This window comes from Variovorax sp. J2P1-31, assembly GCF_030317215.1.
Taxonomy (GTDB): Bacteria; Pseudomonadota; Gammaproteobacteria; order Burkholderiales; family Burkholderiaceae_C; genus Variovorax.
This window is the reverse complement of sequence record NZ_JASZYA010000004.1, coordinates 78,763-104,780: the sequence shown is the minus strand read 5'-3', so window position 1 is coordinate 104,780 and position 26,018 is coordinate 78,763. Positions and strand designations below refer to the sequence as shown.

Here is a 26,018-nt window from a genome sequence, read left to right as displayed (position 1 = left end):
CGCCTCAGGCGGTGAACAGCCGCCCCGACTCGACCGGCTTGCTGAACAGCCAGCCCTGCGCCATCGCCTGCGGCGCCAGCGCCAGGAAGTACGCGGCCTGCTGCTCTTCCTCGATGCCCTCGATCACGATGCTCAGGCCCAGCACCTCGGCCATGGCCACGATCTGCGGCGCGATGGTGTCCTTGTCGCTCTGGTCGTGCAGGGCCTGCATGAAGGTGCGGTTGATCTTGATCGCGTCCACCCGCAGCCGCGAGAGGTACGAGAGGCTCGAGTAGTCGGTGCCGAAGTCGTCGATGTAGACCTTGTGGCCGGCCTCGCGCAGCCGGGCGATGGACTTGCCCAGTTCGCGGCTGTTGGCCGTGGTGCGCTCGGTGAGTTCGAGCCCGATGCTGGACGACGGCAGGCCGGCCTCCTGCAGGCGCGCGCTCAGGTAGGGCAGGAAGGCGCTGTCGAGGATGTCGCTGGCGGCGACGTTGATCGTCACCTGGAAGTCGGGGCGCCGGCGCAGGTCCTCGCCCAGCTCGTCCAGCACGCGGTGGATCACGAAGCGCGTCACCTGGCCGATGAAGCCCTCGTGCTCGGCGGCGCTGATGAAGGCGTCGGGGCTGACCGGCTTGCCGGTCGCGTCAGTCCAGCGCAGCAGGGCCTCGGCACCGACCTGGCGGCGGTCGGACAGCCGCACGATCGGCTGGTAGACGATCTTCAGCTGGCCCGAGCGCATCGCCAGGCGCAGCTGCTTGCCCAGCGATTTCGAGCGCCCGATCGCGATGCTGGCGGCAAAGCCGCCGCTCAGGCCGATCAGCAGGCCGAAGACGGCGAACTCGAGCATCACCGGCGAGTGCAGGATCGACGCGGGCTGGCGCAGCGCCGCCACGATGCAGGAGGAGTGGGCGCTCGAGCACCGCACCTCGTAGCGCTTGCCCTGCAGCTCGAGCGGTTCGCCCGACGCCAGGGTCACGCCCTCCAGCGGCAGCCGCGGGCCGGCGGAGTTCAGGGCCCGCAGCGGCGGCAGGCGGCCGCTGACCACCGCATAGTCCAGCCGCGGGTCCGCCGTCTCGAGATAGGCCTGGGCATTGACGCCGACGGCCGCGCTGCGCTGCTGCATCAGCAGGGCCCGCGCGCCGGGCACGCCCGCCTGCGGCGCATTGAAGCTCATGCGCTGGCCCTGCTGGTTCACCACGTCGACCGGCGGTGCCGGCTCCGGCGGGTCGATCAGGCCCACGGTGGAGCTGCAATAGATCTCGCCGTCGCGCAGCCGCGAGGCGCTCTTCAGGTAGCGCGATCCCAGCACGATGCGCCGCAGCCGCGACACCTCGGCCGCGGTGCAGGCGCCGCCCTTGGCGCTGTCGATCTCCACCAGGGCGGCCACCGCCTCGGAGGTGACCTGGTCGGAGCGCGCGATGTAGGTCTCGGCCATCTCGGCCGCATCGGCGTACTGCTGGCGCCGCACGGTCCATTCGCCGACGGCCAGCGCCAGCGCGATCGCGATCGCCGCGCCGCATGCCATCGACACCACGGTCCGCGCCAGCGGCTTGCGCATCATGAAGCGTGCCCGAGAGGAAGGGCGATGTCAGGCTGGACGCGGGTGTCGGCCGGACAGAAGGATGCAGGGCGCATGGTGCAGCAGGAGTCTTGTAGGTATAGGCAGAGCGATGGCATCGGTCGGCCGCGCCGGCCGCGGGGCAAGGGCCCTCGCCCTTTTTCTCCACCGCCCTCGCCGATCGACACCCCGGCGGCGCCATTCTCGATCAGATCATGGCAAGAATTTCGGGCCTTGGCGCGGCAGGTGGGGCATTTGACACAGGAGACGGCCTTCCGATGAGGCGGAAAGAACTCTTTTCGCGCCGATTGGCGTCAATAGTGTGGCGGCAATTCGTCACCCGGATCCCGGGGGCCGCCCGAGCCCGCCTCCGGCATCTGCCGGCGCAGCTGGATCAGCTGTTGCGACAGGCTGTCGATCTGCTGCTGCTGCCGGTAGATCGTGAGGTTCAGCTGGTCCAGCAGGTCGTCGGTGAAGCTGGCCTTGATTTCGAGGTCGTCGAGTCGGTGTTCGGGGGTGCGGGGATGTGCCATGGCCGTATTGGACAGGATGGCGGGCGCCGCGCCGCCGCCGCCCTCAGGACGGGCTCGAGCGCAGCCCGTAGGCCTTGCCGGCCACGAACAGGTATTCCACGCGCATCACGGCCTCGCCGGCCTCGTCCTTGGCGGTGAAGCCGATGGCCGACACCGTCTCGCCGACCTTGATCTCCGCCACCTGCCACGCCGCCATGCGGGTGAGCGGCGCGAGCTCCAGTTCCCAACGGCGGTCCTTGCGCCGGGGCAGGGCGGCCCGGGCCAGCAGCCCGGGGCCGTCGACGCCGGCGCTCTGGGCCGGCAGCGGGCGCTGCTTCAGGTCGGGCGGCAACACGAGATCGGGGCGCAGCTCGATCAGCAGTTCGGCGTGCGGGTTCTGCCACTTGCTCTGGACCACCTTGCCTTCGAGGTAGATCGGCTTTTCCTGGTCGAAGCCGCTCCAGCCGTGGTGGGCCCAGGCGGAGGGGGTGGTCAGTGCCGCGGCAAGGGGCGTGGCGGCGGCCACGAGGGCGAATCGGCGGCGGGACATCGGCATGGCGGCACTCCTTGGAGAGGGATGAAGCATCGATTCAGTAGGCGATCCAGCGTCCGCAGACGATGACGCCGAGCCAGACCGCAGTGGACACCAACATCTGAACCCGCGCCACCAGGTCGAGTTTCTGCAGCGAGCCGCGGCCATGAAACCAGGCCGCGTTGCAGCCGGCCGTGGCCAGCAGGCCCATCTTCCAGACGAAGCTCCGGTTGGCCAGCAGCTCGGCCGCCTGGGTGGCGAACATCAGCAGGCCGCTGGCGGCGGCCAGGCCGAAGCCGGCGAGCGTGATGCCGAGCGAGAGGCGCGCCAGGGCCCGCACCGGCAGGGCCGCGGCGCCACCCCAGACGCGGATCTCCAGCGCCACCAGGTTGCCCAGCAGCAGGGCGATGCCGACGATGTGCACGACCTCCAGGGCCGGATAGGCCCAGGCGCTGGATCGGAGTTCGCTGAACATCGCGCGATTCTGCGGCCTGGGCGGCGGCTCAGCCCCGCTTCGAGCGCCCGCGCCCCGCGGCCTTGGCCCGGTAGAGGGCGCGGTCGGCGCGGTCGATGGTCTGTTCCACGGTCTCGCCCGTGCGGTGGCGGCTGATGCCGGCCGAGAAGTCGAGCCGCAGCGCGGGCACGGTGGGCGAGATCTGAAGCGTCGCCAGGTGGTCGCGCAGGCGCTCGATGCCGGCCTCGGGCAGGCCGTCGGGCGCGTCGGGCAGCAGCAGCAGGAACTCCTCGCCGCCCCAGCGCGCGAGGGTGTCGCTCTCGCGCAGCACGCCGCGGGCGAGCTGGGCGAAGCCGTGCAGCACCTCGTCGCCGACGCCGTGGCCCCACTGGTCGTTGATGCGCTTGAAGTGGTCCAGGTCGATCAGCGCGATCGAGAACGACGCGGCCCCGGTGCGCTGGTGCTGCACGGCCTGGTACTGCAGCAGCTGCATCGCGTGGCGGCGGTTGACCAGCCCGGTGAGGTCGTCGTGCGACGCCAGCCGGCGCATGTGGTCGTGGGCGGCCGCGATCTCCTTCGCACGCTCCTCCAGCAGCAGGTTGGCACGCTGGCGGCCCTCGTAGTCGCCCGCGACCAGCCGGATGATGCGTTGCGCGTAGAAGAAGAACACGATGAAGACCGCGGCCAGCGCCCAGTTCGAAGGGCCGCCCTGCCAGAGCATCAGCAGCGCCGTCGGGCCGAGCAGCAGCGGCGGGTACCAGCGGGCCAGCGTCGCATCGACGGCCATGATCGCGCAGGCGCCGGCGGCGAGGCCGATGGTGGCCATCAGCATGAGCCAGCGCACGTTGTCGGCTTCGGCGGTGCCGAAGATGCAGGCGCACAGCAGGCCCCAGTAGCCCTGGTAGCCCCAGGCGGCCCAGCGGAAGCCGCGCTGCGCGCTGCCGAAGTTGTGCGCCGCCGCGCGCTCCAGGTCGAATTCCAGGTAGAGCCGGCCGGCCGCGCCCAGCACCAGGCCGCAGGCGTGCAGCAGCACCATCGCCATGTGGTGGGCCGAATAGCCTCCGGCCTGCGTGAGCACGAGCCAGAACAGGGGGTAGAGGAACAGGCCGCTGCGCGAGCGGGCCGCGGCGTCGCGCAGGCGTTGCAGCAGGTAGGACGGCGGCAGCTCGGTGGGGCTGGTCATGGCCTGGGCCTGGGCCTGGGGGTGGCGCGCGCGTTGCGGGCTCAGGTGCGGGCCGGCGCGCCGAGCCGCTCGGACACGCTGCGCGCGCAGGCCCGCAGCGGCTGCGCCACCGCGCCGTCCCAGCGCGTGTCGAAGATGCCCGTGGGGCCGATGGCGGTCACGGCCAGCACGATCGCGCCGGTGTGGTCGAACACCGGCGCGGCCATGGCGCTCACGCCCGGGATCACCTCGTTCTCCGAGCGGCTCGCGCCCTGGGCGCGCACTTCGGCGCGCTCGGCCTCGAAGGCGCTCCAGCCGGGCAGGGGCTGCACCGGCGGCATGCCGGCGCGGGCGTCGTCCTCGGGCTTGCGCTGCTTCTCGCGCCGCCGTTCGTCCTCCAGCATGGCCTTGACCTGCGCCGCCGGCAGGTAGGCGGCGAACAGCCGGCCCGAGGCGGTGCGCGTCAGCGAAAACACGGTGCCGTGCCGCAGGCTCACGTGCACCGGCGAGGGCGCCTCGGCGATGTGCACCATGGTCGCGCCGCGCGCGCCCCAGACGGCCAGGCCCACGGTCTGGCCGATCTGCTGCGCCAGCGGCGCCATCAGCGGCGCCGCGATGTGCACCGGCTCGGCCTGCTGCAGGCCGATCAGCCCCAGTTGCAGCGCCAGCGGTCCGAGCCGATAGTGGCCACTGGTGCCGTCCTGCTCGATCAGGCCCAGGCGGCCGAAACTGACCATGTAGGGATGGGCCTTGGCGGGCGTCATGTCGGCTTCGCGCGCCAGGTCCTTCAGCGCCATGGGGCGGCCCTGGTGCACCAGCGCGCGCAGCAACTGGCCGCCGACTTCGATGCTCTGGATGCCGCGCTGGGCCGTGCTGTCCTTGCTGCTGCTGACCATCGGTGGGTGTCTCTCCGAGGTGGTTCGGGATGGGAGAGCGCATTAGACATGAACCGTGGCGCGGATTACACTCCGCAAATTCGCTCCATGCGAACGCATTTGGATTAGACGAACTTCATGACGGAGACTTCGACCATGAGCACCGACGACACCGGCGCATTGCGCTACCAGCACGGCTTCGGCAACGAGTACGCGAGCGAGGCCGTGGCCGGCGCGCTGCCGCAGGGCCGCAACAGCCCGCAGCGCGCGCCCTTCGACCTCTACCCCGAGCTGGTCTCGGGCACGGCCTTCACCGCGCCGCGCCACGCCAACCGCCGCAGCTGGCTCTACCGCCGCCAACCCTCGGTGGTGTCGGGCCGCTACCAGCCCTACGCGCAGCCGCGCTGGGAGACCGGCGCCAACCGCGACATGGCGCTGCCGCCCGAGCCGCTGCGCTGGCATCCGATCCCCTTCGAGGCCGGTGCGGCCGAGGCCGACTTCGTCGACGGCATGCACACGCTGGCCGCCAACGGCGACGCCGAGACGCAGGTCGGCGTGGCCGCGCATGTCTACCTCGCCGGCCAATCGATGGGCCGCCGCGCCTTCATCAATGCCGACGGCGAGATGCTGCTGGTGCCGCAGCAGGGCCGGCTCGTGATCACCACCGAGATGGGCGTGCTGGAAGTCAAGCCGGGCGAGATCGCGGTGCTGCCGCGCGGCGTGGCCTTCAAGGTCGCGCTGCCCGATTCGGAGGCGGGCGCGGGCCCGTCGCGCGGCTATGTGTGCGAGAACTACGGCGCGCAGTTCCGACTGCCCGAGCTGGGCCCGATCGGTTCCAACGGCCTGGCCAACGCGCGCGACTTCCAGGCGCCGGTGGCGGCCTACGAGGACGCCGACGCGCCCGGTGGCGCCTACGAGGTGGTCAAGAAGTTCGGCGGCCGCTTCTGGCGCGCGCCGATGAAGCAGTCGCCCTTCAACGTGGTGGCCTGGCACGGCAACCTGGCGCCGGTGAAGTACGACACGGCCCATTTCATGACCATCGGCTCGATCAGCTTCGACCATCCGGACCCGTCGATCTTCACCGTGCTGACCTCGCCCAGCGACACGCCCGGCACCGCCAACTGCGACTTCGTGATCTTCCCGCCGCGCTGGCTGGTCATGGAGGACACCTTCCGTCCGCCGTGGTACCACCGCAACCTGATGAGCGAGTTCATGGGCCTGGTCTACGGCCAGTACGACGCCAAGCCCGGCGGCTTCAAGCCCGGCGGCGCGAGCCTGCACAACCCGATGGTGCCGCACGGCCCCGACGAGGAAGCCTTCGACAAGGCCAGCCATGCCGACCTGAAGCCGCACAAGCTCGACCACACGCTGGCCTTCATGTTCGAGAGCCGCTACCGTTTCATCCCCACGCCCTTCGCCATGCAGAGCCCGGCGCTGGACGATGCCTACGCCGACTGCTGGGCCGGCCTGGGCGACCTGTTCCAGAAGCCCTGAGCCCGTTCGCGACCCGACCTCCAACAAAGAGACACATGACCTTCACGCCCTCCCGCCGCGCCACCTTCGCCGCCCTCATCGCCTCGGCCTGGATCGGCCTGCCTTTCGCCGCGCAGGCGGCCGACTATCCGAGCAAGCCGATCCGCTTCGTCGTGCCCTACACGGCCGGCGGCACCACCGACCTGGTGGCGCGCACGGTGGGCCAGAAGGTCTCGGAGAAGCTGGGCCAGCCGGTGATCATCGACAACCGCGCGGGGGCCGGCGGCAACATCGGCATGGACGCGGTGGCCAAGTCGCCGGCCGACGGCTACACCATCGGCTTCGGCGCGATCTCGACCAATGCGCTCAACCCGCACATCTACAAGTCGATGGCCTTCGACCCGCGCAAGGACTTCAGCGCCATCAGCCTGCTGGGCACCTCGACCATCGTGCTCGAAGTGCCGGCGGCCTCGCCCATCCAGAGCGTGGCCGAGCTGATCGCCGCCGCGAAGAAGAACCCCGGCCTGCCCTACGCCACCGCGGGCGCCGGCACCTCGATGAACCTGGCCGGCGTGATGTTCGCGCAGATGACCGGCACCGAGCTCACACACGTCGCCTACAAGGGCAGCGGCCCGGCCATCAACGACATGCTGGGCAACACCATCGGCGTGATGTTCGACAACCTGCCGGCCTCGCTGCCGCACATCCAGGCCGGCAAGCTGCGCGCGCTGGCCGTGGCCGGCCCGGCGCGTTCGCCCGCGCTGCCCAACGTGCCGACCATCGCCGAGGCCGGCCTCAAGGGCTATGCACTCGACCCCTGGTTCGGCGTCTACGGCCCGGCCCACCTGCCGGCGCCGATCGTCAAGGCGCTCAACCAGGCCTTCGTCGAGGCGCTGGCCCTGCCCGAGGTCAAGGACAAGCTCACGCAGGCCGGCTTCACGCCGCGCAGCTCGACCGCCGAGGCATTGAACCAACTGACCCAATCCGAATACCAACGCCTGGGCGATGTCGCGAAAAAAGCCGGCATGTCCGCAGACTGAAAGAACCCATGACCGCACTCAACGCCACCCACGACCCGAAGCTGCGCAGCTGGGTCGAATCCGCCCACGTCGCGGGCACCGACTTCCCGATCCAGAACCTGCCCTTCGGCCGCTTCCGGCCGGCCGGCACCGACGAGGCCTTCCGCATCGGCGTGGCCATCGGCGACCAGGTGCTGGACCTGAAGGCCGCCAAGGTGATCGACCACGCCGACATGAACCGGCTGATGGCCGCGACGCCGGCGGAGCGCGTGGCCTTGCGCACCGCGCTGTCCGAAGGCCTGCAGCAGGGCAGCCCTAAACAGGGCGAGTGGGAGCTCGCGCTCTATGCGCAGTCGGCGGTCGAGATGGCGCTGCCCTGCCACATCGGCGACTACACCGACTTCTACACCGGCATCCACCACGCCACCACGGTCGGCAAGCTGTTCCGCCCCGACCAGCCGCTGATGCCCAACTACAAGTGGGTGCCCATCGGCTACCACGGCCGGGCCTCGTCGATCGCGGTCAGCGGCCAGCAGTTCAAGCGGCCGCAGGGCCAGACCAAGGCGCCCGATGCGGCCGAGCCCAGCTTCGGCCCGTCGAAGCGGCTGGACTACGAGCTCGAGCTCGGCTTCCTGATCGGCCAGGGCAACGCACTGGGCGAGCCGATCGCCATCGGCGAGGCCGAGCAGCACCTGTTCGGCGTGACCCTGCTCAACGACTGGTCGGCGCGCGACCTGCAGGCCTGGGAATACCAGCCGCTGGGCCCCTTCCTGGCGAAGAACTTCGCCTCCACGCTGTCGCCCTGGATCGTCACGATGGAAGCGCTCGCGCCCTTCCGCGCCAAGTTCGAACGCCCCGCGGGCGACCCGCAGCCGATGGCCTACCTCGACTCGCAAGCCAACCGCGAGGGCGGCGCGCTCGACGTCACGCTCGAGGTCTGGCTGCACACCGCGAAGATGCGCGCGGCCGGCGAGCCCGCCACCCGCCTCACGCGCGGCAACACCACGCAGGCGGCCTACTGGACCGCGGCGCAGCTGGTCACGCATCACACGGTCAACGGCTGCAACCTGCAGCCGGGCGACCTGCTGGGCTCGGGCACGCTCTCGGGCCCGACGCTGGAAGAGGCCGGCTCGCTGCTCGAACTGACCTTCGGCGGCAAGCAGCCGCTCACCCTGCCCAACGGCGAGCGCCGCACCTTCCTCGAGGACGGCGACACGCTCACGCTGCGCGGCTACTGCGAACGCGCGGGCGCGGTGCGCATCGGGCTGGGCGAGGTCAGCGGCACGGTGCTGCCGAGCGCGGCGGCTCGCTAGGGCTTGGCGCCGGTGCTGCCCGAGGCGGCCCGGCTCGCGTCCAGGTGGTTCTTGGCCCGCTCGGCCAGCGCCATCTCGCCCGGCGTGGAGGGCGTGAAGGCGTTCACCGGCATCGGCTGGCCGTGCGAATCGACCGAGACGAAGACGATCAGGCACTCGGTGGTGGTCTGCATGCCGCCGCCCTTCATGTCGCCGCTGCGCACCTCCACCGAGATGTTCATGCTGGTCTTGCCGGTGTAGGCCATGCGTGCCTCGACCTCGACCAGGTCGCCGATCATGATCGGCCGGTGGAAGCGGATGCTGCCGATGAACACCGTGACGCAGTAGCGCTTGGACCAGCTGGTGGCGCAGGCATAGCCGGCCTCGTCGATCCATTTCATGACGGTGCCGCCGTGGACCTTGCCGCCGAAGTTGACGGTGCTGGGTTCGGCCAGGAAGCGCAGGGTGATGGAGGACATGTTCTGTTCGCCGAAGCGTGGGTCGTGGGTTGGGGGCGCCGGGGAGCGGATTATGTCGGGCGGAAGCCCGTCGCGCACGATGGGCTGTCGTCCTATGGCGTTGGCGCCCTGCGCCGGCAAAGCTCGCAGCGATGAACGCCGCCGCCCTCGCCGCCTGGTTCGCCGCCCGCGGCTGGAAACCCTTCGCCTTTCAACGCGCGGTATGGAAGGCCGTGGCGGCCGGGGAATCGGGCCTGCTGCACGCCACCACGGGCGCGGGCAAGACCTATGCCGTCTGGCTGGCGGCGCTCGCGGCCTTCGTGCAGAAACAGAAGGCGTCGCCGGCGAAGAGCACCCGCCGCCCGCTGGCCCCGCCGCTCACCGTGCTCTGGATCACGCCCATGCGCGCGCTGGCCGCCGACACCCTGCGCGCTTTGCAGCAGCCGCTCGAGGCGCTGGCGCCCGACTGGTCGGCCGGCGCGCGCAGCGGCGACACCGCCGCGGCCGAGCGCAGCGCGCAGAACCAGCGCCTGCCCACGGTGCTCGTGACCACGCCCGAGAGCCTGTCGGTGCTGCTGTCGCGCGCCGATGCGGCCGAGGTGCTGGGCACGGTGCGCATGGTGGTGGTCGACGAGTGGCACGAGCTGCTGGGCAACAAGCGCGGCGTGCAGGTGCAGCTGGCGCTGGCGCGGCTGCGGCGCTGGAACCCGGCCCTGTGCGTGTGGGGCATGTCGGCCACGCTGGGCAACCTGGGCGAGGCCATGCACACCCTGCTCGGGCACGACCGGGGCACGCTGGTGCAGGGCCAGGTGCCCAAGCAACTGGTCATCGATTCGCTCTTGCCCGGTCGCGCCGAGCGCTTCCCCTGGGGCGGGCACCTGGGCCTCACGATGCTGCCGCAGGTGGTCGACGAGATCGCGCGCAGCAGCACCACGCTGGTCTTCACCAACACGCGCTCGCAGGCCGAGATCTGGTACCACGCGATCCTCGAGGCGAAGCCCGAGTGGGCCGGCGTGATCGCGCTGCACCACGGCTCGCTCGACCGCGCGGTGCGCGAGTGGGTCGAGGCCGGGCTCAAGAGCGGCGAACTGCGCGCGGTGGTCTGCACCTCCAGCCTGGACCTGGGCGTGGACTTCCTGCCGGTCGAGCGCGTGCTGCAGATCGGCTCGCCCAAGGGCGTGGCGCGGCTGCTGCAGCGCGCCGGGCGTTCGGGCCATGCGCCGGGCCGGCCCTCGCGCATCACGCTGGTGCCCACGCACAGCATCGAGATGGTCGAGGGCGCGGCCGCGCGCGAGGCCATCGCGGCCGGCCACATCGAGGCGCGCCGCACGCCCGCGCAGCCGCTCGACGTGCTGGTGCAGCACCTGGTCACGGTCGCGCTGGGCGGTGGCTTCGTGCCGGAGGAGCTGTACGCCGAGGTGCGCGGCACCGCGGCCTACGCGCAGCTGTCGCGCGAGAGCTGGGACTGGTGCCTGGCCTTCGTGCGCCAGGGCGGCCCCTCGCTCGCGGCCTATCCCGACTACCAGCGCGCGGTGCCCGATGCCGACGGCACCTGGCGCGTGCCCGATGCGCGGCTGGCGCGCCGCCATCGCATGAACATCGGCACCATCGTGAGCGACGCCAGCATGACGGTGCAGTACATCGGCGGCGCCAAGCTGGGCAGCGTGGAAGAGAGCTTCGCGGCGCGCATGAAGCCCGGCGACTGCTTCCTGTTCGGCGGCCGCATGCTCGAACTGGTGCGCATCCGCGAGATGACGGCCTGGGTGCGGCGCGCGAGCGGCAAGCGGCCCGCGGTGCCGCGCTGGAACGGCGGGCGCATGCCGCTGTCGACCACGCTGGCCGATGCGGTGGTGCAGCAGCTCGCGCTGGCGGGTGCGGGCCGCTACGACACGCCCGAACTGCAGTGCGTGCGGCCGCTGCTCGAGATCCAGCAGCAGTGGTCGGCGCTGCCGACGCCGCAGACGCTGCTGGCCGAGGTGCTCAAGACGCGCGAGGGCTGGCACCTGTTCCTCTATCCCTTCGCCGGCCGGCAGGTGCACCTGGGCTTGGCCAACCTGCTGGCCTGGCGGGTGGCGCAGCACACGCCGCGCACCTTCTCGATCGCGGTCAACGACTACGGCTTCGAGCTGCTCTGCGCCACCGAACTCGACTGGCCCGCGCTGCTGCCCGGGGTGCTGCGCGCGGGCCACGACGCGCAGGCGCAGGATGCGATCGCGCACCACGACGCCGAGGCCGCGCTGCTGCACGAGGTGCTGGCCAGCCTCAACGCCAGCGAACTCGCGCAGCGCCGCTTTCGCGAGATCGCGCGGGTGTCGGGGCTGATCTTCCAGGGCTACCCGGGCGAGAAGCGCAGCAACCGGCAACTGCAGGCTTCTTCCTCGCTGTTCTGGGAGGTGTTCCGCAAGTACGACCCGGCCAACAAGCTGCTGCTGCAGGCCGAGCAGGAACTGCTGGCGCAGGAGCTGGAGATCGGCCGGCTGCGCGCCAGCCTCGAGCGCATGGCGACGCAGCGCCTGGTGGTGCAGCCGCTCGCGCGGCCCACGCCCTTCGCGTTCCCGCTGATGGTCGAGCGCTTCCGCGAGAAGCTCAGCAACGAGAGCGTGGCCGACCGCATCGCGCGCATGGTGGCCCAGCTGGAAAAAGCCGCGGGCGGCGCGGTGCCGGTGGGCGGCGTCGAATCGGTGGAGCGCGCCCTGGTCTACGGCGAAGAGCGCAGTGCCTCGGCCTCGGACAGGCGGCCACGGCGCGCGCGCAAGGTGTCGCGGCCGCTGCCGCCCCTGTGAAGCAGAATCTCGGACCCCCCTGCGCCACCGCAGGTCCCCCCCACACCGCACCCACCGCCCCATGATCACCTGCCATCTCCGTTATGTCATCGACCCGGCCAAGCTCGAGGAATTCGAGCACTACGGCCGGCTCTGGATCCCGCTGGTGCGCAAGTTCGGCGGCATCCACCACGGCTACCTGCTGCCCTCCGAAGGCGCCAACAACATCGCGCTGGCCTCCTTCTCCTTCCCCTCGCTGGCCGCCTACGAGACCTACCGCATCCAGTCCTTCGAGGACGCCGAATGCCAGGCCGCCTTCCGCTACGCCGCGGAGACGCGCTGCGTTCTCAGCTACGAGCGCAGCTTCTTCCGGCCGGTTTTCGACTGAGACGGCACGGCTCGTTTAAGCTGGCGCCATGAGCAGCCTCAACCCCAAGACCTACGATTCCGTTCCCTCGCGCAAGGTGGCCTTCCTCGGCCTGGGCGTGATGGGCTTCCCCATGGCCGGCCACCTCGCCAAAGCGGGCCACAGCGTGACGGTCTACAACCGTTCGCCCGCCAAGTCGGCCGCCTGGGCCACCGAGTTCGGCGGCCGGAGCGCCGCCACCCCGCGCGAGGCCGCGGCCGGTGCGGAGATCGTGTTCTGCTGCGTGGGCAACGACGACGACCTGCGCTCGGTGGTGCTGGGCGACGACGGCGCCTTCGCCGGCATGGCCCTAGGCGCGGTCTTCGTCGACCACACGACGGCCTCGGCCGACGTCGCGCGCGAGCTCTCCAAGGCCGCGCTCGAACGCGGCCTGCAGTTCATCGACGCGCCGGTCTCCGGCGGCCAGGCCGGTGCGCAGAACGGCGCGCTCACCGTGATGTGCGGCGGCGACGCCGCCACCTTCGCGCAGGTGCAGCCGGTGGCCACGGCCTTCGCGCGCGCCGTCACGCTGCTGGGCGAGAGCGGCGCGGGCCAGCTGGCGAAGATGGTCAACCAGATCTGCATCGCGGGCCTGGTGCAGGGCCTGTCCGAGGCCATCGCCTTCGGCCAGCGCGCCGGCCTCGACATGGAGGCCGTGCTGGGCGTGATCAGCAAGGGCGCGGCCCAGAGCTGGCAGATGGAGAACCGCGGCAAGACCATGATTCAGGGCAAGTTCGACTACGGCTTCGCGGTCGACTGGATGCGCAAGGACCTGGGCCTGGTGCTCGACGAGGCCAAGCGCAACGGCGCGCGCGTGCCCGTGACCGCGCTGGTCGACCAGTTCTACGCCGACGTGCAGCAGGCCGGCGGCGCGCGCTGGGACACCTCGAGCCTGATCACGCGGCTGCGCTGAGGCGCGCCCCGGGGGCTTCGTACACTGGGGCATGACCTCCAGTTCCGATCCGCAAGACCCCCACCTCTGGCTCGAAGACATCGACGGCGATGCGCCGCTCGCCTGGGTGCGCGCCCAGGACGCGCGCACCGTGCAGCAGTACGCACAGTCGCCCGCCTTCGAGGCCCTGCAGCAGGGCCTCCTCGAGGTGCTCGATTCCGAGGCGCGCATCCCGATGGTCGACAAGATCGGCCCGCGCTTCTTCTACAACTTCTGGCGCGACAAGGCGCATCCCAAGGGCGTGTGGCGCCGCACCACGCTGGCGGAATACCGCCTGCCGCAACCGGCCTGGGAGACCGTGCTCGACATCGACGCGCTGGCCGCGGCCGAGGGCGAGAACTGGGTCTGGCACGGCGCCGACTGCCTCGACCCGAACCCCACGCGCTGCATGGTCTCGCTGTCGCGCGGCGGCGCCGATGCCGACGTGCAACGCGAGTTCGACCTCGAGGCCCTGCGCTTCGTCGAGGGCGGCTTCGCGCTGCCCGAGGCCAAGAACCACGTGGCCTGGCAGGACATCGACCACCTCTACGTGGCGACCGACTTCGGCCCCGGCTCGATGACCGAGTCCAGCTACCCGCGCATCGTCAAGCTCTGGCGCCGCGGCACGCCGTTGGCCAGCGCCGTGACGGTGTACGAGGGCCGGCACGAGGACATGTCGGTCGGCGCCTGGCGCGACAACACGCCCGGCTTCGAGCGCGACTTCGTCACGCGCCAGATCGACTTCTACGACAGCCAGACTTGGCTGCGCCATGCCGACGGCACGCTGGCCAGGATCGAGGTGCCCGACGACGCGCTGGCCGACGTCACGCGCGAATGGCTGCTGGTCGAGCCGCGCAGCGACTGGACCGTGGGCGGCGCGACCCACGCCGCGGGCTCGCTGCTGGCCGCGCGCTTCGACGACTGGATGGCGGGCCGGCGCGAACTCACGGTGCTGTTCGCGCCCGACGCGCACAGCGCGCTCGACAGCCATTCGTGGACCCGCCACCACCTGATCCTCAACGTGATGCACGACGTGGTGAACCGGCTCGAGCTGCTCACGCCGCCGGCCGGGGGCACGGGAGCCTGGACCCGCCAGGGCCTGGGCGGCGCCCCGGCGCTGTCGACCATCGACGCGGGCGCCATCGACGAGTACGAGAACGACGACTACTTCCTCACCGTGAGCGGCTTCCTGCAGCCGACCACGCTCTACATCGGCACCGTCGGCCAGGGCGAGCCGCAGGCGCTCAAGCACAGCCCGGCCTTCTTCGACGCCGCGCGCTACCGCGTGGGCCAGCACTTCGCGACCTCGAAGGACGGCACGCGCGTGCCCTACTTCGAGATCGCATCGAAGGACCTGAAGGCCGACGGCACCCACCCCACGCTGCAGTACGCCTACGGCGGCTTCGAGATCTCGCTGCAGCCCAGCTACAGCGGCGGCATCGGCCGCGCCTGGCTGGAGCGGGGCGGCGTGTATGTGGTCGCCAACGTGCGCGGCGGCTCGGAGTACGGCCCGCGCTGGCACCAGGCGGCGCTGCAGGAGAACCGGCTGCGCAGCTGCGAGGACTTCGCGGCCGTGTCCGAGGACCTGATCGCGCGCGGCATCACCTCGCCCGCGCACCTGGGCGCCATGGGCGGCAGCAACGGCGGCCTGCTGGCGGGCAACATGCTCACGCTGTACCCGCAGCTCTACGGTGCGGTGGTGAGCGAGGTGGCGCTGCTCGACATGCGCCGCTACACGCAGCTGTCGGCGGGCGCCTCGTGGATCGCGGAATACGGCGATCCGGAGGTGCCCGAGGAGTGGGACTTCATCAAGACCTTCTCGCCCTACGAGAACGCGCGCGCGGGCCAGCCGTATCCGCCCGCGCTGTTCACCACCTCCACCCGCGACGACCGCGTGGGCCCGGCGCATGCCCGCAAGATGCAGGCGAAGATGCTGGCGCTGGGCCACGATGCGAGCTTCTTCTACGAGAACCTCGACGGCGGCCACAGCGCGGCCACCGACAACAAGGACGCGGCCTTCATGGACGCGCTGGGCTATGCCTTCCTGTGGCGGCACCTGGGCCGCGCCGGCGCTAAGGACTGATCCCCAGGCCGCGCTGCAGGCCGCGCAGGTCGTCGAGCAGCAACTGCAGCGGCGCGGCCAGCAGGGCGTGCGCGGGCGAGGCGGCCCGCTGCGCGAGCGCCGACAGGTCGGCCTCGCCCCGGCCGGCCATCGCCTCGGCCAGGCCCGCCACCGCCACGCTGGCGGCCTGCGCGGCGTCCTGCCAGGCGGGATCGGCCGGCGTGTCCGGCGCCAGCCGCAGCACCCGGTCCAGCACGACGGCATCCTGGACGATGCGCGCCGTCAGCCGCGCCTTGTCGCGGTAGGCGCGCGAGCGGCCATCGGCCGCGCCCCGGCGCCACCAGCGGGCTTCGAGGTCGGCGCTGCCGGCCAGCAAGGCCAGCCGCCCCAGCGCCGCGCGCGTGGCCGCGTCGGCGGGCGCGGGCCGCGGCAGCCTGGCCATGCGTTGCGCGACGCCGCGCAGCAGCGCGGCACAGCCGGCGTCGCAACGCGCGCCCGCGTGGTACTCCGACAGGAAGGTCGAGACCGCCAGCGCCACGCCCACGCCGATCCCGATCTGCAGCATGCGCAGCAGCGCCACCTGCAGCGCGGGATGGCCCGGGAGGGATTCGGCCGAGAGCACGATCAGCGCCGCGACGGGCGCGCTGCGCCAGCCGGGCAGGGCCGCGCCGGCCAGGGACAGCAGCAGGACGATGCCCAGCGTGCCGGCCAGCGCGGGCAGGCCGTGGTGCAGCAGGAAGAGGCCCCCCAGGCCGCACAGCGCGCCGGCCGCGGTGCCGCGCACGCGTTCCCAGCCGGCATCGAGCGTCGCGCCGGCGCTCGGGCGCATGACGATCAGCACGCTCATCACCGACCAGAAGCGCTCGGGCAGGCCCAGGGCGGCGGACAGGCCCCAGGCCAGCGCCACCGCCGCCGCCAGCGGCAGGCCCGGCCGCCAGAAGCGGGCCATGCGCCGCAGGGCCGGGGCGCCGCTCATGACTGCGGAGTGCCGTCGAGCGAAGCGGCGAGGCCGTCGATCAGCCCGCAGGCCTGCATCAACAGGGCTTGCTGCTCGGCATCGAGGGTGGCGATGGCGGCGGCCAGCGCGGCCTCGCGCGCGCGCATCAGCGTCTGGAGCCGGCGCCGGCCCTCGGGGGTGAGCGCCAGCAGGGACTGGCGCCCGTCGCTCGGGTGCGCGCTGCGGTCGATCCAGCCTTCGGCTTCGAGTGTCGCGAGCAGCCGGGTCAGCGACTGCAGCCTGACGCGTTCGAGCGCCGCCAGCGCCGTGGGCGTGCTGGGCCCCTGCCGGTGGAGTTGGCCCAGCACGCTGAGCTGGGCGACGCTCGGGCCGTCGGGCGTGGCGCCGCGCAGTTGCCGGGCCAGTTGCGACACCGCACTGCGAAGACGCGCGGCGCACAGCGCCGGATCGGGAGAGGTGGAAGACACGTCTGGATTGTAAGACGCATCTTAATAAATGACGCGCCCCTGGAGGGCGACACCCGCAGCCCGGCAAAGCCGATCCTGCGGTGTGCCTGGAACAGAGTCCGTGTCTTTTAGCGGACCGGAGAGACGGTCGCGCCGCCCGTGGCCGGGGCGGTCTTGAGCGGCTCCATCGGCGGCAGCGGGACGCGCGAACTGCTGTTCGACGAGGCCGCGGGCGCCGTGTTCTGCTGCGTGCCGCCCGAGGTCGCCTGGTTGGCGAGTTCGGCTTCGGTGATCACCTCGACCACCCGCACCACCTTCTGCACGCCGGACACGCCGCGCGTGATGTCGGTGGCGCGGTCGATCTCGCGCCGCGTGGCCAGGCCCATCAGGTAGACCACGCCGCTGTCGGTCACGATCTTGAAGGAGTTGGCGAACAGGTCCTTGGCGTCCAGCAGCGAGGCCTTGACCTTGCCGGTGATGAAGGTGTCGTTGGAGCGCTGCTGGAAGGAGCGCGACGGGCCGACCTGGATCTCGTTGACCACGTTGCGCACGTTGTCCACGCCCTGCACCGCGGCTTCGGCCCGGCGGCGGTCGTCGGCGTTGCCCACGGTGCCGGTCAGCAGCATCTGGCGGTTGAAGCTGGTCACGCTGACGTACATCTGGTCGTTGGCGATCTCGCGGATGCGCGAGGCCGCGCGCAGCTCGATGCCCTGGTCGTCGAGCTGTGCGCCCGAGGTGCGGCGGTCGGTCGCGACCAGTCCGGCGCCCACGGCGGCCCCGCCGACCACCAGCGGCACGCAGGCCGAGAGCGCGGCTGCCAGCGCGGCGCCGGCGGTGAGGGTCAGCACGAGGCGGGGGATCGATGAGGTCTTCATGTGAAAGCTTCCTGTTCTCCGAGTAACTGGGCGTCCACGCCGTCGCACAGGCAGTGCAGCGCGAGCAGGTGGATTTCATGGATGCGCAACGCACGCTCGTGCGGCACGGAAACCTGGACATCGGTCTCGCGCAGCGCGCGGCCGACCGAACCGCCGTTGGCGCCCAGCAGGGCCACCACCGTCATGTCGCGCGAATGCGCGGCCTCGACCGCGGCCAGCACGGCCGCGGACTTGCCGCTCACGCTCAGCGCCAGCAGCACGTCGCCGCCCTGGCCCAGCGCGCGCACCTGGCGCGCGAAGCGGTCGGGGTCGGCGGCTTCGGCGGTGTCGGCCGTGGGGTCGGTGGCATCGCCGGTCAGGGCGATGGCCGCCAGTTCGGGCCGTTCGCGCTCGAAGCGGCCGACGAACTGCGAGGCGAACTGCGCGGCCAGCAGGCCGGACACGCCGGCACCGCAGGCGAGGATCTTGCCGCCGCTGGTCACGCAGGCCAGCACGGCCTGCATCGCTTGGGAGATGGGTTTGCTGAGCACCGGGCCCGATTGGTACTTGAGGTCGGCGCTGTCGATGAAGTGCTGCTGTATGCGTTGCTCGAGCATGGGCGGTGATGATAGCCGTGGGGGGTGAAACAAAAGGTGTGGCTGAGGTGTGGAGCGATGCGGGCTCAGGCAGTTCCCGCGTCGAACGCGGCAGGCAGCCATTCGATGCCTTGCGGCTCGACCAGCACCACGTCGAAGCGGCAGGGGGGCGGGGCCGTGCGCAGCGCCAGCAGGTAGTGTCGCGCAGCGAAGACGATGCGCCGCTGCTTGACCCCGGTGATGCTGCCGCCCGCGCCGCCGTGCGTGCCGGCGGCGCGCTGCCGGACCTCGACGAAGACCAGCGTGCCGTCGCGCGGATCGCGCACGATCAGGTCGATCTCGCCGCCGCCGCGGCCGGGGGTTCGATAATTGCGCACCACCAGCCGCAGGCCCGCCTTCTGCAGGTGGGCGAGCGCGGCGTCTTCCGCCGCGTCGCCGCGCTGCTTGGTGGTGGCCGATCCGCCGCTCCCTGTCGTCTTCTTGTAGTTCTGGAGAAATCCCATTGAATGCTCTCGCTCCCGCCTCTTTCGGCGCCGCCCTGTCGGCCGCGCGCGATGCCGCGGGTGCCCAGCATTATCCGCAGGGCACGCTCTACGTGGTCGCCACGCCGATCGGCAACCTGGCCGACGTCACGCTGCGCGCGCTGCACGTGCTGGACATCGTGGACGTGATCGCCTGCGAGGACACGCGCCACACCCAGGGCATGCTGCGCGCCTACGGCATCGACCGGCCGGGCGCCCGGCTGCTCGCGGTGCACCAGCACAACGAGGCCGAGGCCGCGCAGGCGGTGGTGGCGCGGCTGGCGCAGGGTGAGCGCATCGCCTATGTGAGCGACGCCGGCACGCCGGGCGTGAGCGACCCCGGCGCGCGCCTCGCGGCCGCGGTGCGCGGGGCCGGCCACCGGGTGCTGCCGCTGCCGGGCGCCAGCAGCGTGGTCACGCTGGTGCAGGCCGCCGGGCTGGTGGCCGACGGCGGCGACGAACGCAGCGCCTTCGTGTTCGCGGGCTTCCTGCCGAGCAAGGCCGGCGAGCGCGACGCGGCCGTGGCCGAACTGGCGCGCGAATCGCGCAGCGTGGTGCTGCTCGAGGCGCCGCACCGCATCGAGGCGCTGGCCCGCGCGCTGGGCGTGCTGGGCGAGCGCCGCATCACGGTCGGGCGCGAGCTCACCAAGCAGTTCGAGGAGATCGCGACGGTGGCCGCGGCGGCGCTGGCCGACTGGTTCGCGGCCGGACGCGACCGCACGCGCGGCGAGTTCGCGCTGGTGCTGCATCCGGTGGCGGTGGCGGCCGACGACGGCGCCGAGGCCGAGCGCGTGCTGCGCCTGCTGCTGGCCGAGCTGCCGCTCAAGACCGCGGTCAAGCTGGCGGCCGAGATCAGCGGCGCGCCGCGCAATGCGCTCTACGACACGGCGCTGCGCATCCGCGGCGAAGCCGAGAGCGCCGATTAGTCCATCTGCGTGGCCTGCCGGAAGCGCTCCAGCGTCCAGCCCCGGCCCAGCAGGAACATCCGGGTCTCGAGCCGTTCGAGGTCCTGCCCGGCGATGTCGCAGCCCAGGTAGCGCAGCCGCTTGTGCCGCAGCTCGGCGAAGCCGTGTCCGTGGCTGCGCGCAAGGCTCTGCCACAGCGCGTGCGCGCCGGGCGACTGGCGCGCGCCCGTCATCAGGCACATGCCCGAATCCAGCGCCCAGCGGTAGACCGCACCGGCGATGCCGCGCCGCTGGTAGGCGGGCCGGTAGCGCGAGTGCGGCGCGCGCAGGTGCGGGTCGGCGCGGCGCCCCACCTCGACCAGCCGGTTGAACACCGTCGAGCCCGCGAGGCAGCCCCGGCGCAGGTCCTCGACATAGGCATAGAACTCGCCGTCGGCCTCGCGCACGTGCAGGCGCAGCGCGGGGTCGTGCAGCGGGAAGGCGGGCAAGCCGTGCAGCCGGTCGCCGGGTGCATGGAGGCGTCGGTGCAGGGCCTCCAGCGCGGCGTCGTCCGCGGCCGCGGCGCGCGGGTCGACGTCGATGCGCAGCTCGGCCGGCCGAAGCACCTGCCAGGGCCGCCGGGCCGGGGCGCCGAAGAACAGGGGCCAGGCGGCGTTCATGGCGCCGAGCCCGCGGGCGGCGGCCATTCCGCCTCGTAGCGCGACAGCCAGATCCAGACCGCGGCCGTGCCGTTCGTCAGGCGCGCGGCCGCGGCGCCCAGGCCCAGCGCATCGGCCAGCCGGACCTCGGCGCGCAGCACCAGGTCGTCGCGCCGCACGTCCTGCTCGATGACGCGCACGCGGCGCTTCGCCAGTTCCCTGAGCAGGCCGACGCAGCGGTCGCGCGGGCTCTTGATGCGCAGGAACATCACGGGTTCGAAGGGCCCGTGGCCCGCCGGGTCGGTGAAGGTGTGGACCTCGGGCGCGCGCAGCACCAGCTGGGTGCCGTAGGCATCCCGCAGCAGCTGTTGCGCCTCCTCGAGCGCCGCTTCGCTGGCCGCATAGATCCGGCCGCCGCGGCCTTCGCAGACCACCTGGTAGCGCTCGGGCCGCGACAGCCAGTCGACCGGGCCGCGGGTGGCGAACAGCGGCAGGCCGGGGGCGCCCGGCAGCAGCGCCTGCCGCAGCGGGTAGGCGTCCAGGGATTCGGGCGCGCTCATCGGGGCACCGCCTTCATGCCGGTGCCCAGGCGGGCGTCGGCGGCTTCCGGTTGCGTGCGGGTGGCGTACGGCACCACCAGCACGTCGGCGGTGGCCATGCCCAGCACGCGCTGGGCCACGCTGCCCAGCAGGAAGTCCGCCAGGGCGGCGAGCGGTCCGTGGCGCTGCCGCTTGCCCACGACCAGCAGCTCGGCGCCGCGGGCCTGCTGCTGCACCGCGGCCTGGCGTGCCGGGTCGCCCTGGCCGATCGCCGAGACCACCCGGCGCTCCGGCGCGGGCGGCGCCGAATCGCTGAGCCAGAACATGCGTTCGCGCGCCTCGCCCAGGCGCTGGTGGCGGCTGGCCTTGAGCGCCTGTTCCGAGGCGTCGGCCAGCCGCAGCCGGCCCTCGGGCGCGCCGGACAGCGCGTGGAACAGCTCGACCTCGGCGGTGCCGTCCAGCGCCCAGGCCAGGCCCACCATGCGCTGGGAGGCCGGCGTGAAGTCCACCGCCACCAGCAGTCGGCGGTAGCGGTGCAGCGCCTCGCGCTGCGTCACGAGCACGGGGCAGGCCACGGCGCGCAGCAGCCGCGTGACCGGCGAGCCGCCGAAGCCCGCCGGGCTGCCGCGCTCGCAGTCCGCGTCGACCACCAGCAGGTCGACCCGGCGCGCGGCGGCGCGCACGTCCGCGAGGTGGCCGCTGCCCGGGGCGTGGGGGATGCACTTGACCAGGATGCCGAAGCGGGCGGCGATCTCCTGTGCCAGGGCCGACGTGCGGGCCGCGGCGTCGCTGTCGGCGCAGCGGCCCAGGGCCGGCGCGGCATAGAGGATCTTCAGCAGGGCGCGGTGTTCGGCGGCGATCAGCCCCGCGCGCGCGACCGCGCGGCGGCTGGGGGCCGAGAGATCGGTCAGGGCCAGGATCGATTGGATGTTCATCGTTGTTCTCCGCAGGGATGGACGGCACCGCGGCGACGCGGCGGGCCGCGGGCCTTCGGTGGGCGTCGGCAGCGCCGGGCGGCGTGCAGACGTGGCAGTGGGTCCGCCGGGGCGGGGCGGCTCAGGCGAGGGCGGCGAGGGACGCCGGGGGCCGGCGCGTGGCGTGGCCGGGCGTGTCGTCGATCAGGGGCGCAAGCTGCCCGGGCATGGAGGGGCGCATCGGCACTCCGATGGTGCGCAGCCCGCACGGACGTGCGGGCGCGCTACGGCGCGGGACGGGTGCCCGGCGGTCGATGGTGTGCGCTGAAGAAAGGGAGGCTGACCGCCGGGCTCAGGAATGTGCGAGGGTCTGATGTGACCCTGCCGTCGGCCCGGCGAAGCTGAAAAAGGCCGGTCGGCGCGCCGCCGTCCACCCGTCGCGAGCGCGATGGCCGCAACAGAAGGTAGGGAGGAAGGGGGCCTGACCGTGCATGGGCCGGAGTCTAGGCCGGCCTCCGGATCGCTACAACAGAAGCCACACACCCTTTGCCAGATTGACAAACGCGAATCGGGGCCCGGCGCCTCTGGGCGGGTCGCGGGGGGATCGGCCGGCCGATCCGTGTCCCGAATGGCCTAGGTAATAAACGATCCCGGGACAATTGCGCAAATCTTCGGGGTATGTGTAAGCTTTTGTACTCTTACTAGTATTATTGTTTTAACATTTCATTCACAAGTTGCACCATTTCGGTGCGTGAAATGAATATGAAACACCAGGCTACCCACGTTCTCCACTGCCCGACCCTCGCGTCGCGCACCTCGCCTGCCATGCCGGCGGGCATTCTCTCGACCCGGCGTACCGCGGCCCGCTTCGCCATCCACGCGATCGCCCTCGCTTCGGTGCTGACGATCTCGGTCTGGCCCACGGCCGGCGTGCAGGCGCAGACCACCATCGTGTCCGGCGGCGGCAACGGCAGCCGGGCCGACCGTGACGAAGGCCAGGGCGGCGTGGGCGGGCTGGCGGGCGGCGGCGGCGGCGGCGCCGGCGGCTATTCCACCGACCCCGATCCCGGACTGGGTGGCAACGGCGGCGCGGGTGCGCAGGTCGGCACGCCTGCCCAGGCCGGCACGGCGGGCGGCAGCAACAGCACCGCCAGCGGCGCGAGCGGCGGTGCGGCCGGCGGGTCCGACCTGAGCGCGGGCGGCGGCGGCGGCGGTGGCGGCGCGTTCTCCACCTCCAACGGCAGCCCCGGCGGCGCCGGCGGCGCGGGCACCCAGAACGCCAGCGCGTCCGTGACGCTGGGCGGCGACGTCACCGGCACGGCCGGCGCGAACCCGCCGCCGGCCATCGTCTACTCGGGCGGCGGTGGTGGCGGTGGCGGCGGCCTGGTGCTGACGGGCGCGAGCGCGACCGTCGACACCGCGGGCCACACGGTCACCGGCGGCGCGGGCGGCTCCACGATGTGGGACGGCGCGGGCGGCGGCGGCGCCGGCCTGGCACTGGTCAACGGCGGCAGCGTGGTGAACGCCACCGGCCGCATCGTCGGCGGCGTGGGCGGCAACGGCTACAACGGTGGCGAAGGCGGCAGCAGCGTCTTCCTTTACCAGGGCGGCAGCCTCGACAACGGCGCCGGCGGCCAGCTGACGGGCGGCGCGGGCGGCACCGGCGGCATCGTCGATGTCGGCGGAAATGAACCCGGCCGCGGCGGCAACGGCGGCGATGCGGTGCGCAGCAACGGCGGCCAGATCACCAACGCCGGCACGGCGCAGGGCGGGACCGGCGGCGTGGCCACCCTGGCCGGCAACGGCGGCAACGGCGTCGTCGCCAGCGGCTCGGCCAGCGTGACCAACACCGCCACGGGCCAGATCCTCGGTGGCACCGGCGGTGCCGTCGGCGGCACCGAGACCGCCTCGGTGGCGGGCCGGGGCGGCAGCGGCGTGGTGCTGCTGGACGCCGGCGCCACGGTGAGCAACGACGGCACGGTGCGCGGCGGCGACGCCGGCCTGGCCACGGCCGGCACGGGCGCGGCGGGCGGCGTCGGCATCACGGGTTCGGCCGCGGGCGGCAACACCGTGGTCAACGCCGGCCGCATCTCGGGCGGCTTGGACAGCAGCGGTGCGGTGCGCGCCAACGCGGTCGCACTCCAGGGCTCGGGCAACCGGCTCGAACTGCGCGCCGGCGGCGTCTTCGACGGCAACGCCGTCGTGGCACCGGGCGGCAGCAACAACACGCTGGCGCTGGGCGGCGACGCCACCGCGACCGCCTTCGACGTGGCCACCATCGGCACCGCCTTCCAGGGCTTCGACGCCTTTCACAAGAGCGGCACCAGCGTCTGGACGCTGACCGGCGCCCAGGCCGGCGTCACGCCCTGGACCGTCGACGCCGGCGTGCTGGCGCTGACCGGCAACGCCAACCTGGGTGCCGCAGCCGGTACCCTGACGATCAACGACGGTACGCTGCGCCTGACGGCCGACGGCCTGCAGATCGCGAATGCGGTCACGCTGGGCACGGGCCAGCCGACGGTCGACACTGGCGCCTTCACCGGCACGCTGGCCGGCGCGGTCGGCGGCAGCGGCGCGCTGACCAAGACCGGCACCGGCACGCTGGTGCTGACGGCGGCCAACACCTACGGCGGCGCCACCACGGTCGGCCAGGGCACGCTGCGCGCGGGCGCGGCCAACACGCTGAGCGCGGCCTCGGCCCACAGCGTGGCCGCCGGCGCCACGCTCGACGTGGGCGGCTTCAACCAGACCGTGGCCTCGCTCAACAACGCGGGCACCGTCTCGCTGCTGAGCGCCGCCCCGGGCACCACCCTGACCGTGAACGGCAACTACGTCGGCAACGGCGGCGTGCTGCGCCTGGGCACGGCCCTGGGCGACAGCGGCAGCGCGACCGACCGCCTGCTGCTCAACGGCGGCAACGCCAGCGGCAACACCACGGTGCAGATCACCAACCTGGGCGGCCTGGGCGCGCAGACCACGGGCAACGGCATCGAGGTCGTGGCCGCGCGCAACGGCGCCACCTCGACCGCCAACGCCTTCACCCTGGCCAACGGCCACGTCGACGCGGGTGCCTACGCCTACACGCTGCACGGCGCCGACCAGAGCTGGTTCCTGCGCTCGGAAACCGACGCGGCCCCGCCGGTGAACCCCGGCACGCCGGCCACGCCCGGCACGCCGGCCACGCCGCCGGCCACCGTGCCGACCTACCGCAGCGAAGTCCCGCTGTTCGCGGCGCTGCCGCAGCAGCTGCGCCAGGCCGACCTGGCCATGCTGGGCAACCTGCACCAGCGCATCGGCGACGAGCCGGTGGCCGGCGCCCCGGCCGCCAACGGCCCGCGCAACGCCTGGGGCCGCGTGATCTCCAGCGACATCGACGTGCGCCAGCAAGGCACGGTCTCGCCCGCGAGCAAGGGCCGCGTCGACGGCTTCCAGGTCGGCACCGACCTGTTCGCCGACGCCAATTGGCATGCCGGCGTCTACGTCGGCCAGCTCGACGGCGACGTGCGCACCAGCGGCTTCGCCAACGGCGTCTGGGGCGGCGTGGGCAGCAACGACCTGCGCGCACGCTACCTTGGCCTCTACGCCACCTGGACCAACGGCCGCGGCTTCTATGCCGACGCCGTGCTGCAGGCCGGCGACCACCGCTACACGCTGCGTCCGCAGGGCAACGCCTCGGTCACGGGCAAGGGCGACAGCCTGCTGGCCTCGATCGAGCTCGGCCAGTCCTTCGCGCTGGGCCAGGGCTGGACGATCGAGCCGCAGCTGCAGCTGATCCACCAGCGCGTGGACCTCGACGACGTCGTGATCTCCGGCGCCCGCGTGCAGCAGGACGCCGACAACGGCTGGATCGCCCGTGCGGGCGTGCGCATCAAGGGCGAGACGAGCACCGCGCTCGGCGCGCTGCAGCCCTACGGCCGCTTCAACCTCTACCGCGCCTCCAGCGGCACCGACATCGCGCGCTTCATCGGCCCCGCGGCCACCACCGACATCGCGACGCGCACCGGCGGCAGCTGGGGCGAAGTGGCCGGCGGTGCGACGCTGGCTCTGAACTCCACCTGGAGCATCTACGGCGAGATCGGTCGGCTTTTCGCGATGAGGGGTGACGCCCGCGTGAAGAGTGGCGTACAAGGGTCGCTGGGCCTCAAGGCGCGCTGGTAATCGACCATGGT

The 26,018-nt window shown here is 72.4% G+C and carries 24 protein-coding genes; 9 read left to right on the top strand and 15 right to left on the bottom strand.

What is annotated here, in order from left to right; translation table 11 throughout:
• Positions 1 to 4 precede the first annotated feature (4 nt).
• From QTI20_RS26015 to QTI20_RS25990, 6 genes are all read right to left on the bottom strand, one after another.
• Positions 5 to 1,543, bottom strand: a complete 1,539-nt coding sequence (locus QTI20_RS26015; protein ID WP_286555541.1) for an EAL domain-containing protein — start codon at positions 1,541 to 1,543, stop codon at positions 5 to 7.
• 311 nt (positions 1,544 to 1,854) lie between these two features.
• Positions 1,855 to 2,073: a SlyX family protein gene (locus tag QTI20_RS26010; protein ID WP_183025244.1), complete on the bottom strand. Its 219-nt coding sequence runs from the start codon at positions 2,071 to 2,073 to the stop codon at positions 1,855 to 1,857.
• Positions 2,074 to 2,116: 43 nt separating this feature from the next.
• On the bottom strand, positions 2,117 to 2,608 hold the full coding sequence (locus QTI20_RS26005; protein ID WP_286555543.1) for a DUF6152 family protein: 492 nt from the start codon (positions 2,606 to 2,608) through the stop codon (positions 2,117 to 2,119).
• A gap of 34 nt (positions 2,609 to 2,642) precedes the next feature.
• Positions 2,643 to 3,059 (bottom strand): hypothetical protein, encoded by a 417-nt coding sequence (locus QTI20_RS26000; protein ID WP_286555545.1) that lies wholly within the window; start codon positions 3,057 to 3,059, stop codon positions 2,643 to 2,645.
• Positions 3,060 to 3,087: 28 nt separating this feature from the next.
• Positions 3,088 to 4,221: a GGDEF domain-containing protein gene (locus QTI20_RS25995; RefSeq protein WP_286555547.1), complete on the bottom strand. Its 1,134-nt coding sequence runs from the start codon at positions 4,219 to 4,221 to the stop codon at positions 3,088 to 3,090.
• 41 nt (positions 4,222 to 4,262) lie between these two features.
• Complete coding sequence (locus QTI20_RS25990; protein WP_286555548.1) at positions 4,263 to 5,096, bottom strand: IclR family transcriptional regulator; 834 nt, start codon at positions 5,094 to 5,096, stop codon at positions 4,263 to 4,265.
• Positions 5,097 to 5,231: 135 nt separating this feature from the next.
• Between QTI20_RS25990 and hmgA the strand changes: the two genes are divergently transcribed.
• The 3 genes from hmgA to fahA are packed head-to-tail and all read left to right on the top strand — an operon-like array spanning position 5,232 to position 8,880.
• On the top strand, positions 5,232 to 6,569 hold the full coding sequence (gene hmgA / locus QTI20_RS25985; RefSeq protein ID WP_286555549.1) for a homogentisate 1,2-dioxygenase: 1,338 nt from the start codon (positions 5,232 to 5,234) through the stop codon (positions 6,567 to 6,569).
• A gap of 35 nt (positions 6,570 to 6,604) precedes the next feature.
• Positions 6,605 to 7,588, top strand: coding sequence for a Bug family tripartite tricarboxylate transporter substrate binding protein (locus QTI20_RS25980; protein WP_286555550.1), 984 nt, complete (start codon positions 6,605 to 6,607; stop codon positions 7,586 to 7,588).
• Between the two features lie 8 nt (positions 7,589 to 7,596).
• Complete coding sequence (gene fahA, locus QTI20_RS25975) at positions 7,597 to 8,880, top strand: fumarylacetoacetase (protein ID WP_286555552.1); 1,284 nt, start codon at positions 7,597 to 7,599, stop codon at positions 8,878 to 8,880.
• On the opposite strand, the gene QTI20_RS25970 is transcribed toward fahA, so the two are convergent.
• Positions 8,877 to 9,338: an acyl-CoA thioesterase gene (locus QTI20_RS25970; RefSeq protein WP_286555553.1), complete on the bottom strand. Its 462-nt coding sequence runs from the start codon at positions 9,336 to 9,338 to the stop codon at positions 8,877 to 8,879. The two genes, fahA and QTI20_RS25970, sit on opposite strands and share 4 nt — an antisense overlap.
• Positions 9,339 to 9,469: 131 nt before the next feature.
• On the opposite strand from QTI20_RS25970, the gene QTI20_RS25965 reads away from it, so the two are divergent.
• The 4 genes from QTI20_RS25965 to QTI20_RS25950 all read left to right on the top strand — a co-directional run bounded on the left by QTI20_RS25965 (position 9,470) and on the right by QTI20_RS25950 (position 15,499).
• On the top strand, positions 9,470 to 12,100 hold the full coding sequence (locus tag QTI20_RS25965; protein ID WP_286555554.1) for a ligase-associated DNA damage response DEXH box helicase: 2,631 nt from the start codon (positions 9,470 to 9,472) through the stop codon (positions 12,098 to 12,100).
• Between the two features lie 61 nt (positions 12,101 to 12,161).
• Complete coding sequence (locus QTI20_RS25960; RefSeq protein WP_286555555.1) at positions 12,162 to 12,467, top strand: NIPSNAP family protein; 306 nt, start codon at positions 12,162 to 12,164, stop codon at positions 12,465 to 12,467.
• Positions 12,468 to 12,495: 28 nt separating this feature from the next.
• Entirely contained in the window at positions 12,496 to 13,398 is a 903-nt protein-coding gene (locus tag QTI20_RS25955; RefSeq protein ID WP_286555557.1) for an NAD(P)-dependent oxidoreductase, read from the top strand.
• Between the two features lie 31 nt (positions 13,399 to 13,429).
• A complete protein-coding gene (locus tag QTI20_RS25950; RefSeq protein ID WP_286555559.1) occupies positions 13,430 to 15,499 on the top strand; it encodes a prolyl oligopeptidase family serine peptidase in 2,070 nt (689 codons plus the stop codon).
• Here QTI20_RS25950 and QTI20_RS25945 read toward each other — a convergent pair.
• From QTI20_RS25945 to QTI20_RS25925, 5 genes are all read right to left on the bottom strand, one after another.
• Positions 15,489 to 16,454, bottom strand: a complete 966-nt coding sequence (locus QTI20_RS25945; RefSeq protein WP_286555560.1) for an FUSC family protein — start codon at positions 16,452 to 16,454, stop codon at positions 15,489 to 15,491. The two genes, QTI20_RS25950 and QTI20_RS25945, sit on opposite strands and share 11 nt — an antisense overlap.
• Entirely contained in the window at positions 16,451 to 16,903 is a 453-nt protein-coding gene (locus QTI20_RS25940) for a MarR family winged helix-turn-helix transcriptional regulator (protein ID WP_286555562.1), read from the bottom strand. Before QTI20_RS25940 ends, QTI20_RS25945 begins: the two co-directional genes overlap by 4 nt.
• A 107-nt stretch (positions 16,904 to 17,010) precedes the next feature.
• Positions 17,011 to 17,757 carry a BON domain-containing protein gene (locus QTI20_RS25935; RefSeq protein ID WP_286555563.1) on the bottom strand — a complete coding sequence of 249 codons (747 nt, stop codon included), beginning with the start codon at positions 17,755 to 17,757 and terminating at the stop codon, positions 17,011 to 17,013.
• The gene (locus tag QTI20_RS25930; protein WP_183025228.1) at positions 17,754 to 18,353 is read right to left on the bottom strand and encodes an SIS domain-containing protein; all 600 of its coding nucleotides are present in this window, start codon (positions 18,351 to 18,353) and stop codon (positions 17,754 to 17,756) included. The genes QTI20_RS25935 and QTI20_RS25930 overlap by 4 nt, the downstream gene beginning before the upstream one ends.
• 65 nt (positions 18,354 to 18,418) lie before the next feature.
• Positions 18,419 to 18,835 (bottom strand): YraN family protein, encoded by a 417-nt coding sequence (locus QTI20_RS25925; protein WP_286555566.1) that lies wholly within the window; start codon positions 18,833 to 18,835, stop codon positions 18,419 to 18,421.
• Here QTI20_RS25925 and rsmI point away from each other — a divergent pair.
• Entirely contained in the window at positions 18,835 to 19,779 is a 945-nt protein-coding gene (rsmI, locus tag QTI20_RS25920) for a 16S rRNA (cytidine(1402)-2'-O)-methyltransferase (protein ID WP_286555568.1), read from the top strand. The genes QTI20_RS25925 and rsmI overlap by 1 nt on opposite strands.
• Here rsmI and QTI20_RS25915 read toward each other — a convergent pair.
• The 3 genes from QTI20_RS25915 to QTI20_RS25905 are packed head-to-tail and all read right to left on the bottom strand — an operon-like array spanning position 19,776 to position 21,870.
• Complete coding sequence (locus QTI20_RS25915) at positions 19,776 to 20,444, bottom strand: N-acetyltransferase (protein ID WP_286555569.1); 669 nt, start codon at positions 20,442 to 20,444, stop codon at positions 19,776 to 19,778. The genes rsmI and QTI20_RS25915 overlap by 4 nt on opposite strands.
• Complete coding sequence (locus tag QTI20_RS25910) at positions 20,414 to 20,956, bottom strand: hypothetical protein (protein ID WP_286555570.1); 543 nt, start codon at positions 20,954 to 20,956, stop codon at positions 20,414 to 20,416. Before QTI20_RS25910 ends, QTI20_RS25915 begins: the two co-directional genes overlap by 31 nt.
• Positions 20,953 to 21,870 carry a universal stress protein gene (locus tag QTI20_RS25905; RefSeq protein ID WP_286555571.1) on the bottom strand — a complete coding sequence of 306 codons (918 nt, stop codon included), beginning with the start codon at positions 21,868 to 21,870 and terminating at the stop codon, positions 20,953 to 20,955. Before QTI20_RS25905 ends, QTI20_RS25910 begins: the two co-directional genes overlap by 4 nt.
• Before the next feature lie 804 nt (positions 21,871 to 22,674).
• Between QTI20_RS25905 and QTI20_RS25900 the strand changes: the two genes are divergently transcribed.
• Positions 22,675 to 26,007: an autotransporter outer membrane beta-barrel domain-containing protein gene (locus tag QTI20_RS25900; RefSeq protein ID WP_286555573.1), complete on the top strand. Its 3,333-nt coding sequence runs from the start codon at positions 22,675 to 22,677 to the stop codon at positions 26,005 to 26,007.
• Positions 26,008 to 26,018 lie beyond the last annotated feature (11 nt).